Here is a 12,878-nt window from a genome sequence, read left to right as displayed (position 1 = left end):
TCTGTTAGACAATAATACCCCTAATAATGTAAAGTTCAAATTTATTTGATTTTTTAAATTGAAAAAGATTTAGAAAAAGGGTGTAATCAATCCTTGATTTTTGTTCGCAATTAGTATCTTTGATTACTCTACAAAACAAGTATAATGAACGTACATTTTATAGCTATTGGCGGAAGTGCCATGCACAATTTAGCATTAGCATTACACAATAAAGGCTACCAAGTAACGGGTAGTGATGATACTATTTTTGAACCTTCAAAATCTAGATTAGAAGTTAAAGGATTATTGCCTGAAACTTTTGGGTGGTTTCCAGAAAAAGTAACCGGTAATTTGGATGCTATTGTTTTAGGGATGCATGCCAAAGCTGATAATCCTGAGTTGTTAAAAGCACAAGAGTTAGGCTTAAAAATTTATAGTTATCCTGAATTTTTGTATGAGCAATCTAAGCATAAAACTAGAGTGGTCATTGGTGGAAGTCATGGTAAAACAACTATTACATCAATGATTTTGCATGTCATGCATTATCATGATCGTGATGTAGATTATATGGTTGGTGCACAACTGGAAGGGTTTGACGTTATGGTTAAATTAACCGATGATAACGATTTTATCGTGTTGGAAGGTGACGAGTATTTAAGCAGTCCGATTGATAGACGACCAAAATTTCATTTATATAAGCCAAATATTGCATTATTAAGCGGGATTGCTTGGGACCATATTAATGTGTTTCCGACTTATGAAAACTATGTAGAGCAGTTTAGCATATTTGTAGATAGTATTGTCAAAGGTGGAAGTATTAATTATAATGAAGAAGATTCTGAGGTAAAACGTGTTGTTGAAGCTTCAGAAAACCCAATCCGTAAGATTGCATATAATACACCAGAATATACTGTTGATAATGGTGAAACACTATTAGAAACTCCAGAAGGTCCAATGCCTATTGAAGTATTTGGAAAACATAATTTGAACAATTTAGCAGGCGCCAAGTGGATTTGCCAACATATGGGAATTGACGAAGACGATTTTTATGAAGCTATTTCTACCTTTAAAGGAGCTAGTAAGCGTTTAGAGAAAATTGCGGAAAGTAAAACGAGTGTGGCTTACAAGGATTTTGCACATTCGCCAAGTAAGGTAAAAGCAACAACAAATGCGGTTAAAGAGCAATACGCAAATCGCACATTAGTGGCGTGTCTGGAGTTGCACACGTATAGTAGCTTAAATGCTGAGTTTTTAAAGGAATATAAAGGTGCTTTAGATGCAGCAGATGTTGCAGTTGTCTTTTATAGTCCGCATGCAGTAGAGATTAAAAAACTAGATTCAGTGTCAGAACAGCAAATTGCAGATGCTTTTCAACGTGAAGATTTAATTATTTACACCAATCCAGAAGATTTTAAAAACTATCTATTCTCTCAAAAATTTGATAACAAAGCGTTGTTGTTAATGAGCAGTGGTAATTATGGTGGTTTAAATTTTGATGAGGTAAAGGGGTTGATTGGGTAGTATGTTTCTTTTTAAAATAGCCATTATTAAGTATTTCTCCTTTTAGTAGCAAATCCAAAATGGTTTTTGATTGTAACATTTGTGCATAAATGTCTACTAATTAGAATAAGACATTGGTATGCAATTTAAACGACTATTTTTTGACAATTCAGTAAATCTTAAATCAATATCTAAGCAGCAATTTATAATAGCTTTAGTTATTGGTTTAGCTTCTGCTTTTGCAATTTATAGTTTTTTTTATGGTCTAAGAGAATTTTACAGAGTATTATCTGTTCAAAATTATATGCCTATTATTTTAAGTGAAGATAAAAGATCGTTTTATAATTTGTTCTTTGCTGGGCTTTCAATGATTTTTGGACAATCAATAATGTTAAGCATTCTTATTAGTCGACCACAGAAAGTATTTTCAAGAAGAAATAATAAACGCCAAAGAATATTAAATGATCAAGTATTTTTAAATTTTAATGTTGCATTTTGGATATGTGAAATGGCACTTTTTTTTGCGGATTTTCTTACGTTTAGTGATTTGTTTTATCCTTTAATACTTCTAATAATTGTCATGTACCTTGATGTATGGAAGGTTTTACTTCAAGTGATTGGAAAAAAGAGATATAAATATTTATTTATACATTTTGTTGTTTTTTGCTTATTGACGTTTGGATTGTCAAAAATTAATAATATCAATTATCAAACGGTAGATGCATTTAGTTTAAAAAGTTACACTAATATTAATTTGCCAAAGTCAAATTATAAAACTGTAAATAGACGATATGTAGATGATTATGATTTAAATTATGTTTTAATAAATAACCCTGACGGAACATTATCTGTTAAGAATTATGAAAATAAAGTAGTAAATATTAATGAAATATGTTCTGAGCTAGTTGATCGAAAAAAGGGCATGCGAGAAGTAATGATTCCAAGACTTGCTGTTAATATATTTGCGGATAGTACAACGAATTTGGTGAAACTAAAAGCTTTTGAAGAACGTTTATTTGCAATACAACAAGGCATAGTGAATTATGTGGTTTTTAATGAAGATGATTACTCTCGACGATTTGAAAAAAAATATGTTTATAATCGATTAAATCCGGATGTTGAGGCTTTTAAAAACACTAATAGTACTTTCTATAAAGAGTTGCCTCCTTTTTTATTCAATCCAACTACGCTTTTAGGAATAGACAATAATGGCTATGATAAAAACATATTGAAGGTTAACCTTAATAGAAATGGTGTTTTTATTGATGGTTATAAGGTGTTTGATGATCTGTTAATTAGAATTTTGAAAAATAATATTGCTGAGGATATTCTAATTGAATATGTGATTTCTGAAGAGTCAACTTATCAAGATTATATATGGGTGCTATCTTCACATAAAAAAGTAGTTGAAGAATTACGACAACAACATCAAACTATTAAGTTGGAATACGATGATAAATATAGATGTTTAAATAAAAAAGCTTTTGAAGCGGAAAGGGATTCTTTAAGGGAATTATATCCTTTTATCAAACGAGAAGTTTTAAAGAATTAAAACTATCTATTCTCTCAAAAATTTGATAACAAAGCGTTGTTGTTAATGAGCAGTGGTAATTATGGTGGTTTAAATTTTTATGAGGTAAAGGGGTTGATTGGGTAGTATGTTTAAATAGAATAGACTATTATGAATTATTATAATACAGTCGTTTTGTGTTTACGTCCCAAAGCAATCAAACCTAATATTGGTCCTAAAGCCAATATAAAATAGATGCTGTTGGAGCTTGATAACTCAACTAGAGAAGTCATCACCTGAATACTAATTATGGTAATAGTAAACCCAAGACAGTTAACTATGGTAAGTGCGGTTCCTTTTAATTCAGAGGAAGCATTTTGAGCAACTAAAGTAGAAAGTAATGGCGAATCAGCAACGACTGCCATTCCCCAAAATATAAGAAAACCAATAAATAGCGTTTCCGAAGTTGTGGTAAATACTAATGGAGATATTAAACAACAGACACACGATAAAAGCAGCGCGATAAACGCTGTTTTTTTTGTGCCCATAATTTGCGCTATATAACCACTAAAGATACAGGATAATCCTCCTAGCCCTATAATTATAAAGGATAATAAAGGGATGTTAAAGGTGACGTCTGTGTTTATGATGGTGTATTGTTTTAATATTATAGGGACAAATACCCAAAAAGTATAAAGTTCCCACATGTGACCAAAATATCCAAAAGCAGCAGCTCTAAAATCTCGTTTCTGAAAGACGTTAAAAAAGGCACTTAAATTTGTGTTTTGGCTAGGTTTCCGGTAGGGACCATCAGGTACTAATAGTAACATTAATAGTCCTCCAATTATTGCAAGTACTGAGGTTGTAATTAAAACAGATTTCCAAGGATATGTTGTTGTAAAATCTTTTAACAAATGCGGAAAGGCAGTTCCTAATACTAATGCACCTACCAGAAAACCGAGTGACTTTCCTAAGCCTTTATTGTAATAATCTGCAGCTATTTTCATTCCTATTGGATAAATTCCAGCTAGAAAAAAACCAGTTAAAAAGCGAAGTGTTAGTAGAGATATCAAGGTGTGACCGTTCCAAATAATTCCCAAGTTAAATGCAGATCCAAATAAGGCACTAATAAAAAAGACTTTTGAAGGCGAAAACCGATCTGCAATTGTTAAAATAGCAAATAGTAATGTTCCTATAATAAAGCCAAATTGTACTGCAGACGTTAAATGACCTAAGGCGGTAACTTTTAAATTAAAGTTTAATACCAAGTCATTAATCACACCATTACCTGCAAACCATAGGCATGTGCAACAAAAATGAGAAATTACAATTACAGGCAGTATTAACTTAAAATGTTTCAATATTAGTGGTGTGCTTTGTTTGATTTAATATAGCGAAGTTAGTGGTTTTTTAGCTTAATTTTTTAAGTTGAAAGTACAATTGGTTAATACTTCCTTACGACACCTGGTTGATTAATTGCTTATTTTTCTTACAAATAATGACTGCTTATTTGTAAATCTCAAAAGCGAATCTTACATTTAAACCATGCAAGAAGATTTTTTACACTACTTATGGAAACTTAAAAAGTTTGAAACATCAAATCTTCAAACCACTAAAGGTGAGTTAGTAAGTGTAAAACATGTCGGGACACACAACCATCATACTGGCCCTGATTTTTTTAATGGACAAATACATATTGATAATCAATTATGGGCTGGTAATATTGAAATCCATATTAAATCTAGCGATTGGTTTGTCCATAATCATGAAGAAGATCCTAACTATGATAATGTTATTTTACATGTCGTTTGGGAGCATGACACAGAAATTTTCAGAAAAGACAATACACAAATACCAACTATAGAACTTCAAAATTACGTTTCGGAAACTGCGTTAACTAATTATCATAAATTGTTTAGTAGTCAGCAAACTTGGATTAATTGTGAGCATACAATTACAGAGGTTAACCCATTTATAGTTAATAACTGGTTGGAGCGTTTGTATTTTGAACGTCTGGAACGTAAAGCAAAAACTATCGAGTCTATTTTAGAAACATCAAACAATGATTGGGAAGCGGTAATGTTTAAATTATTAGCCAAAAACTTTGGACTTAAAGTTAATGGAGATCCCTTTTTTAGCTTGGTTAATAGTTTTGATTTTACTGTAGTAAGAAAACAACAGAGTAGTCTGCTAAGTTTAGAAGCTTTGTTTTATGGTCAGGCTAGTTTGTTAGATAAAGAAGTGGAGGATATTTATTATATAGGACTTCAAAAAGAATACACGTTTTTAAAACAAAAATTTAAATTAGACAGTAGTAGTGTTAGTCCGTTACAGTTTTTTAGGTTGCGACCGCCAAATTTTCCCACTATTAGATTATCACAATTGGCTAATTTGTATCATTTGCACCAAAATTTGTTCTCAAAGGTAATTGCTTCGGAAAACCTAGAGGCTATTTATAAATTGTTTTCGGTGTCAACCTCACCTTTTTGGGAGTCACATTATACGTTTGAAAAAGTTTCTAAAACCAGAAAAAAGCAGATAACAAAGTCGTTTATTGATCTATTGTTAATCAATACAATTATTCCGCTTAAATTTTGTTACGCAAAACAACAAGGTAAATCTATTGAGGAAGAGATTGTTAGTTTTATGCAACAATTAAATCCAGAACAAAACGGAATTGTAGATAAATTTAAAAGCTTAGAAGTTTCAGTGACATCAGCTTTGGAGAGTCAAGCGGTTATTCAACTTAAAAATAATTATTGTGATGCAAACCAATGTTTAAAATGTGCTATTGGTAATACTATACTTACTCAAAATTAATTATCTTGCAATATGCAATTCTTATATAAACAATTACACTATTTTCAAAAACGTGGTTATCACGTCTGTCAGCGTATTGCTGACCGTTTGGGGATTAGAGCTAAAGTAGTACGTACAACGTTTATGTATTTAACATTTGCGACACTTGGCTTTGGATTTGCATTGTATTTATTTTTAGCATTTTGGATGCGTATTAAAGATATTGTATACACTAAACGCTCTTCTGTGTTTGATCTATAACTTATGACTAACCCATTAATAACTCTCTACAGGTCTAAAATATATACAGCCATAACCTTATTACTAATATTGTTAGTAATTGGTGTTTTTGGGTTTAGATTTATGTCTAACTATACTTGGATAGACGCCTTGTACATGACAGTAATCACCATTACGACAGTAGGTTTTGGAGAGGTGCAACCTTTGGATGATACCTCAAAAATATTTACAATATTCTTAATATTAAATAGTGTTGTCATTGTTGGTTATGCCTTAACAATTATTACTGAATTTATTTTAAGCAGAAATAATATAGAAGAATTAAAACAAAAGAAAATGCAGAAAAAAATTGATGGCTTGAATAACCATATTATTATTTGTGGTTATGGTCGAAACGGAAAACAGGCTGCAACCAAGTTATTAGCACACAAACAACCTTTTGTTATTGTCGAAAAAAACAAGGAGGTTATTGAAAAATTTGAAGATGAAAATATGCCTTTCGTGTTTGGAAATGCTAACGAAGATGAAGTCTTATTGCAAGCAGGTATAGAGCGTGCCAGTAGTTTGATTTCGGCTTTACCAAATGACGCAGATAATTTATTTGTTGTGCTTTCTGCTAGACAAATGAAAAAGGATTTACGCATCATAAGTCGTGCATCTCAAGAAACATCCTATGAGAAGCTAAAGTTAGCAGGTGCTAACAACGTTATTTTACCAGATCGTATTGGTGGTGATCACATGGCGTCTTTAGTAGTTGTTCCTGATTTAATAGAATTTATTGATAATCTTGCTATCGTAGGAGAAAGCAATATAAATATAGAGGAAGTTCAAGTCGAAAAATTATACGATCCAAATACAGGTATCAAATCTATCATAGATTTAGACTTACGCCACAAAACAGGATGTACAGTTATAGGGTTTAAAAGTGGTGCAGGTGAGTATATTGTCAACCCAGAAGGCGAACTAAAATTAATACCTGGTTCTAAAGTTATCGTATTAGGAAGACCGGAACAAATTAAAAAATTGAATACTGTTTTTAGTTTAGACTAATACGGTATTTAACAAGTTTTCTTTTAAAAATTCACCATTTTTTTGCATCTTGCTAATCTTAATTAAAATTTTACTAACTAATAATTAAATTATGAAGAAATACCTTCTTTCAATTTTTACATTAATATTACCGCTTTTGACCTTTGCGAAGGAAGAAAAAGGTTTAGATCAGATTATCGACGAAAAATTCGGAGACGCTACAGGCTGGTTTGTTGATCTTATTTTTTATCAAATAGATTTTGGAGGAGGAATTAAAATATTTTGGGTATTGTTCCCTTTAATTCTGGGAGCGCTTTATTTTACATTCTATTTTAACTTTATCAATTTTAGAGGTTTTTTTACATCTATAAACATTGTAAGAGGTAAGTATGATGAGTTAGATCATCATGAGTCTATGATTGCTGCAGGAGATTCTACTCCAGGTGGTGATAATATAGAAACTATAGCTGTTGAAAACCACGAAGGAGAAGTGTCACACTTTCAGGCATTAACTGCTGCTTTATCTGCAACAGTAGGTTTAGGTAATATTGCAGGGGTTGCTATTGCTGTATCAATTGGTGGTGCAGGAGCAACGTTTTGGATGATTGTAGCTGGGTTTTTAGGTATGGCATCTAAGTTTGTAGAGTGTACACTTGGTGTTAAATACAGAGATATTGGAGAAGACGGAACCGTATATGGTGGTCCAATGTACTACTTAACTAAAGGACTTAAGTCTAAAGGTATGGGTGGTTTAGGAAAAGTTTTAGCTGTTCTTTTTGCAATATTTGTAATTGGAGGTTCTTTTGGAGGTGGAAACATGTTCCAAGTCAATCAAGCGTTTCAACTAGTAGAAAACATTACAGGAGGAGACCAATCTTTCTTACATGGTTATGGATGGGCTTTTGGTCTAGTAATGGCTGTTTTAGTAGGTATTGTAATTATTGGTGGAATTAAAAAAATTGCTAAAGTAACAGATAAGATTGTGCCATTCATGGTATTAATATATGTGTTAGCATCTTTATTTGTGATTTTTGCTAAATATGATATGATTGGAGATGCATTTGCTCAAATCTGGAATGGAGCTTTTAGCCCAGAAGGAATGGCAGGTGGTGTTGTTGGGGTATTAGTACAAGGATTTAGACGTGCAGCGTTTTCAAACGAAGCAGGTATTGGTTCGGCTTCTATCGCGCATTCAGCTGTAAAAACAAAATATGCTGCAAGTGAAGGTATGGTTGCTTTATTAGAGCCATTTATCGATACAGTTGTAGTATGTACAATGACAGCTTTAGTTTTAATTATTACAGGATCTTTAGCAGGTGCAGGACCATCAAGTGATGCAGAAGCTATTTTAATGACTTCAGGAGCTTTTGGTAGTGTTATTAGCTGGTTCCCATATGTGTTAACAGTTGCAGTGGTGTTATTTGCTTTTAGCTCAATGATATCTTGGTCTTACTATGGTTACCAAGGATGGTCTTTCCTATTTGGAAGAACTAAAAGAGCAGAGTATACGTATAAAGTAATTTTTTGTGTATTTGTAGTAATTGGTGCAGCAGCAAGTTTAAATTCAGTAATAGGATTCTCTGATGCAATGGTATTTGCTATGATGGTTCCAAACATGATTGGATTAGTATTATTAGCGCCAAAAGTTAAGTCAGAACTTAAAAAATATATGAGCGTTATTAAAACGTTTAATGCGTCATAAATAAACTATATAATGTTTAATCAATCCCACTTCATGTTTTCTAAAAAACAAAGGAGTGGGATTTTTTTATTGGTATCAATAATTTTAATGCTACTTGTGTTTTTTCATTTTGTATTACCATCACTCTTAAATACAACTCCTGACTTTGATTCTAAAGATGCTGAAGTTGATGCTTTTATTAAACAAGTAGATTCGCTTAAAGCAATTGAAATAGAAAAGCGTAAACCAAAAATCTATCCTTTTAATCCTAATTTTATAACAGATCATAAAGGCTATACTCTAGGAATGACTACTCAAGAAATTGATAGATTATTGGCTTTTAGAAACCAAGATAAATGGATCAATTCTGTTGGTCAATTTAAGGCAGTAACAATGGTTTCAGATTCTTTATTGGCTAAAATATCTCCTTCTTTTAAATTTCCAGATTGGGTAACTAATCCAAAGCCAAAACAAAAGACGTTTTCTAAGACATTTTCTAATACACCAAAGACCATAAGTCAGAAGTTAGATTTAAATTCAGCTACAGCTGCACAACTTCAAAAAGTATATGGTATCGGACCTTCTTATTCAGAGCGTATAGTAAAGTTTAGAACAAAGATAAATGGGTTTCATTCGTTTGTAGAGTTGCAAGAGGTGTATGGATTAACGCCAGAAGTTATTCAAAACGTAAAAGATAACTTTGTTATTAAATTACCAAGAGCAATTACCAAAATGGCTTTAAATAAAGCAACTAAAGAACAGTTGGTTACTATTAAATATATAGATTACGAAGTAGCGCACAATATAATAGAAGAAAGGACCTTGCGTGACGGGTTTAAATCCATTGACGAATTAACAAAAGTTAACGGTTTTCCTGTTAATAAAATACAGATAATTAAGCTATCTTTACGTCTAGATTAGAACTTAACAATAACACAACGTATTATGGGAAATATGTACTTCAGTGAAGAGCATAATTTATTTAGAGAAAGTTTACGCGATTTTTTAAAAAAAGAAGTCGTTCCTCATATTGATAAATGGGAAAAAACTGGAAGTATAGAACGCTTTATTTGGAAAAAATTTGGCGATATGGGCTTTTTTGGTATTAGTTACCCTGAGCAATATGGCGGAATGGATTTAGATATTTTCTATATGATTATTTTGCTAGAAGAATTGCAAAAAATCAATTCTGCTGGTTTTGCAGCTGCAATGTGGGCGCATGCTTATCTTGCAATGACGCATTTAAAAGCGGAAGGTAGTGATGCCATAAAAGAAAAATATTTAACTGCTAGTATTACAGGAGACATGATTGGGTGTCTTTGTATTACAGAACCTTTTGGTGGTAGTGATGTTGCAGGAATGCGATCTACAGCAGTTAAAAAAGGAGATACATACGTAATTAATGGGTCAAAAACATTTATTACAAACGGAGTGTACAGCGACTATTTAGTAGTAGCAGCAAAAACAAATCCTGAATTAGGTAACAAGGGGATTAGTATTTTCTTGATTGATAGAGATACGCCGGGTGTATCTGCAACTAAATTAGATAAATTAGGTTGGAGAGCATCGGATACAGGAGAGATTGCATTTGATAATGTAACTATTCCAGCTTCTAACCTAATGGGAGAAGAAAACAAAGGCTTTGCATATATTATGCAGCATTTTGCGACGGAACGTCTAATTATGGGGGTAAATGCACATGCTAGAGCAGAGTTTGCTTTAGATTATACAATGCAATACATGTCAGAGCGTACAGCTTTTGGTAAAACCATAGATCGTTTTCAAGCTTTAAGACACCGTTTAGCAGATCATATTACAGAAGTAGAAATCTGTAAAACGTTTAATTATACAATTGCAGATAGATTAGGTAAAGGCGAGTATGTTGTAAAAGAAGCAACAATGTCTAAATTAAAATCTACTAAAGTAGCGGACGATGTTATTTATGATTGTCTTCAGTTTTTAGGTGGTTATGGTTATATGGAAGAATATCCATTGGCACGACTATTGAGAGATAGTAGATTAGGACCAATAGGTGGTGGTACTTCAGAAATTTTAAGAGAAATTATCGCTAAAATGGTAATTGATGGTAAAGACTATAAGCCAGCTACGAAATAATTTGATTAGCTTTTTAGCGAAAATTCTTCCAAATTATCGCTAAAATGGTAATTGATGGTAAAGACTATAAGCCAGCTACGAAATAGTTTGTTTAGCTTTTTGGCGAAAATTCTTCCAAATTATCGCTAAAATGGTAATTGATGGTAAAGACTATAAGCCAGCTACGAAATAATTTGATTAGCTTTTTAGCGAAAGCGGTAATGCGTTTTCGCTAAAATGGTAATCGTTATAACCGATTGCAATCCTGCTAACAAATAATATTTAAATTTTTTATAATGAAATTGACTCAGATCAAATCCTCAGTAATTATTATCTTTTTACTAGTAGGAAGCTTTGCTGTGGCACAAACCGAAATTAAGAGTAAGGTTACAGACTTTATGAGTATGTTACCTATTGAAAACGCCAGTGTGTATGTTCAAAACACAACCATTGGAACAATAACCAATGCGGATGGGAAGTTTGTATTATTGGTGCCTAAGGCATTTGAAAAGGATACAATTATAATTTCTTCAATAGGGTTTAAAAGCTACAAAACAACAATCGATCAATTTGATAACTCACTAGATATACTTTTAGAAGAAGATATTGCGTCTTTAGACGAAATTTTAATCGTTGCTGAAAATAGACCTAAAACAGGTAATGATATTGTAATTAGAGCTTTAGAAAGGTTAGAAAACAACCTGCCTGAGCAGCCTTATCTTCAGAAAGGGTTTTTAAGACATAAAGAAAGAAACAAGAAACAATTTAAATGGTTAGTAGAAAGTGCTATTACTTTGTACGACGATTCCAGTTATGTTACAGGAGGTGCAGACAACTTAAAAATAAATGTAGATCAGGTTAGAAAAAGTTACGACTTACGTGACGTAGATAGCTTATTCTCTTATTCAACCTATTTAAAGTATAATGCTAATGTTAATTTAAAGCCCAAAAACTTAAGACGTGATACAATTGCTAAGTCATCTTTAATAAAGTCCATTAAATGGAATGACACCAGGGTAAATGGATTAGAAAACTTATTTAAAGGAAAGCTTAATTTAGTCCGTAACTCTAAAAGTCCAAAAGCATTATTGGGTGATGATGTTTTAAAAACACATCAATTTAAATTGGATACTATTTTAGTAGACAACGAGCGCAAAATTTATAAAATTAAAATTGATAAAGGAGAAAACTTTGCGGGTTTAAACACGGAAGGGATTTATAACGAAGGATATATTGCAGAAGGTTGGATTTATATTTATTGGGATAATTTTTCAATTAAAAAAATCGAATACCAACTTAGAGCAGGGTCTGACGCACAAAAAAATAGGAGTAAAACGTTATTTGATACGCAAATCAATCATAAGCTTGTAATCTCTTATATGGAGTATCAGGATAAAATGTATCCTAATTATATCTATTATGAAACACCTAAACTAGTTAACGTAGGTTATAAGCCAACGGGTAAGATAAACAAGGAAGAAGAAGCGCTGTTTAATAAGGAAGAACGTTTTTATTATACAGTACAAGAAATACTGTTTACAGAGATAATTCAAGATCCAGAAGTAATTGAAGCTGCTTTGCAACAAGATTGGGATCCAGATATTTTTTCAGTTAAACCGTACAATAAATTGTTTTGGGATAACTACAATACCCTTTTAGAAAGTGAAGAAGACGAAAAACTAATTAAAGATTTAACAAAGCGATCGTCTCTTTTTAAACAATAAAATTAAATTTATGAGTGCTCAATTTAAATAACTTTCTATATTTGCACCTCAAAATTTTAAAAGAGAGGAGGTTAAGATACTATGTTAGTAATTCCATTAAAGGACGGAGAAAATATAGAGAGAGCATTAAAACGCTACAAACGTAAGTTTGATAAAACAGGAACGCGACGTGCTTTGCAAAGTCGTAAGCAGTTTACAAAACCTTCTGTAGGTAATAGAGTTAAAGTTCAAAAGGCTCAATATGTACAACGTTTAAGAGATCAAGAAGCTGTGTAAGCAGTTGCAATTAATAATAAAATCCCACTAAATTTTTAGTGGGATT

General features: G+C 32.0%; 11 protein-coding genes. 10 read left to right on the top strand and 1 reads right to left on the bottom strand.

From position 1 onward, the window contains the following. The first annotated feature begins 144 nt into the window (after positions 1–144). Positions 145–1,500: a UDP-N-acetylmuramate--L-alanine ligase gene (locus tag ACZ2G2_RS02035; protein ID WP_470393737.1), complete on the top strand. Its 1,356-nt coding sequence runs from the start codon at positions 145–147 to the stop codon at positions 1,498–1,500. Positions 1,501–1,618: 118 nt separating this feature from the next. Next, a complete protein-coding gene (locus ACZ2G2_RS02030; RefSeq protein ID WP_470393735.1) occupies positions 1,619–3,031 on the top strand; it encodes a hypothetical protein in 1,413 nt (470 codons plus the stop codon). 137 nt (positions 3,032–3,168) lie between these two features. On the opposite strand, the gene ACZ2G2_RS02025 is transcribed toward ACZ2G2_RS02030, so the two are convergent. Further along, positions 3,169–4,350, bottom strand: a complete 1,182-nt coding sequence (locus ACZ2G2_RS02025) for an MFS transporter (RefSeq protein ID WP_470393733.1) — start codon at positions 4,348–4,350, stop codon at positions 3,169–3,171. Between the two features lie 184 nt (positions 4,351–4,534). Here ACZ2G2_RS02025 and ACZ2G2_RS02020 point away from each other — a divergent pair, with 184 nt between their 5' ends. The 8 genes from ACZ2G2_RS02020 (at position 4,535) to rpsU (ending at position 12,832) form a co-directional block, all read left to right on the top strand. After that, entirely contained in the window at positions 4,535–5,809 is a 1,275-nt protein-coding gene (locus ACZ2G2_RS02020) for a DUF2851 family protein (protein WP_470393731.1), read from the top strand. Positions 5,810–5,821: 12 nt separating this feature from the next. After that, the gene (locus tag ACZ2G2_RS02015) at positions 5,822–6,049 is read left to right on the top strand and encodes a PspC domain-containing protein (protein WP_028283630.1); all 228 of its coding nucleotides are present in this window, start codon (positions 5,822–5,824) and stop codon (positions 6,047–6,049) included. Between the two features lie 3 nt (positions 6,050–6,052). Further along, complete coding sequence (locus ACZ2G2_RS02010; protein ID WP_090837433.1) at positions 6,053–7,078, top strand: potassium channel family protein; 1,026 nt, start codon at positions 6,053–6,055, stop codon at positions 7,076–7,078. Positions 7,079–7,169: 91 nt separating this feature from the next. Then, positions 7,170–8,759 (top strand): alanine/glycine:cation symporter family protein, encoded by a 1,590-nt coding sequence (locus tag ACZ2G2_RS02005; protein WP_470393730.1) that lies wholly within the window; start codon positions 7,170–7,172, stop codon positions 8,757–8,759. Positions 8,760–8,846: 87 nt separating this feature from the next. Beyond that, positions 8,847–9,659: a ComEA family DNA-binding protein gene (locus tag ACZ2G2_RS02000; protein WP_470393729.1), complete on the top strand. Its 813-nt coding sequence runs from the start codon at positions 8,847–8,849 to the stop codon at positions 9,657–9,659. A gap of 24 nt (positions 9,660–9,683) precedes the next feature. Next, positions 9,684–10,853 (top strand): acyl-CoA dehydrogenase family protein, encoded by a 1,170-nt coding sequence (locus tag ACZ2G2_RS01995; RefSeq protein ID WP_090837427.1) that lies wholly within the window; start codon positions 9,684–9,686, stop codon positions 10,851–10,853. Between the two features lie 275 nt (positions 10,854–11,128). Beyond that, on the top strand, positions 11,129–12,556 hold the full coding sequence (locus tag ACZ2G2_RS01990; RefSeq protein ID WP_470393728.1) for a carboxypeptidase-like regulatory domain-containing protein: 1,428 nt from the start codon (positions 11,129–11,131) through the stop codon (positions 12,554–12,556). 81 nt (positions 12,557–12,637) lie between these two features. Next, positions 12,638–12,832 carry a 30S ribosomal protein S21 gene (gene rpsU / locus ACZ2G2_RS01985; protein WP_090837423.1) on the top strand — a complete coding sequence of 65 codons (195 nt, stop codon included), beginning with the start codon at positions 12,638–12,640 and terminating at the stop codon, positions 12,830–12,832. Positions 12,833–12,878 lie beyond the last annotated feature (46 nt).

It is taken from the genome of Olleya sp. KKT75 (assembly GCF_055635485.1).
Note: the sequence above shows the minus strand (reverse complement) of the source record. Positions and strands in the feature narration are given on the sequence as shown.

Coding starts and splice junctions, on each gene's coding strand:
- ACZ2G2_RS02035 (WP_470393737.1), top strand. CDS start 145: ATGAACGTACATTTTATAGCTATTGGCGGAAGTGCCATGCACAATTTA.
- ACZ2G2_RS02030 (WP_470393735.1), top strand. CDS start 1,619: ATGCAATTTAAACGACTATTTTTTGACAATTCAGTAAATCTTAAATCA.
- ACZ2G2_RS02020 (WP_470393731.1), top strand. CDS start 4,535: ATGCAAGAAGATTTTTTACACTACTTATGGAAACTTAAAAAGTTTGAA.
- ACZ2G2_RS02015 (WP_028283630.1), top strand. CDS start 5,822: ATGCAATTCTTATATAAACAATTACACTATTTTCAAAAACGTGGTTAT.
- ACZ2G2_RS02010 (WP_090837433.1), top strand. CDS start 6,053: ATGACTAACCCATTAATAACTCTCTACAGGTCTAAAATATATACAGCC.
- ACZ2G2_RS02005 (WP_470393730.1), top strand. CDS start 7,170: ATGAAGAAATACCTTCTTTCAATTTTTACATTAATATTACCGCTTTTG.
- ACZ2G2_RS02000 (WP_470393729.1), top strand. CDS start 8,847: ATGCTACTTGTGTTTTTTCATTTTGTATTACCATCACTCTTAAATACA.
- ACZ2G2_RS01995 (WP_090837427.1), top strand. CDS start 9,684: ATGGGAAATATGTACTTCAGTGAAGAGCATAATTTATTTAGAGAAAGT.
- ACZ2G2_RS01990 (WP_470393728.1), top strand. CDS start 11,129: ATGAAATTGACTCAGATCAAATCCTCAGTAATTATTATCTTTTTACTA.
- rpsU (WP_090837423.1), top strand. CDS start 12,638: ATGTTAGTAATTCCATTAAAGGACGGAGAAAATATAGAGAGAGCATTA.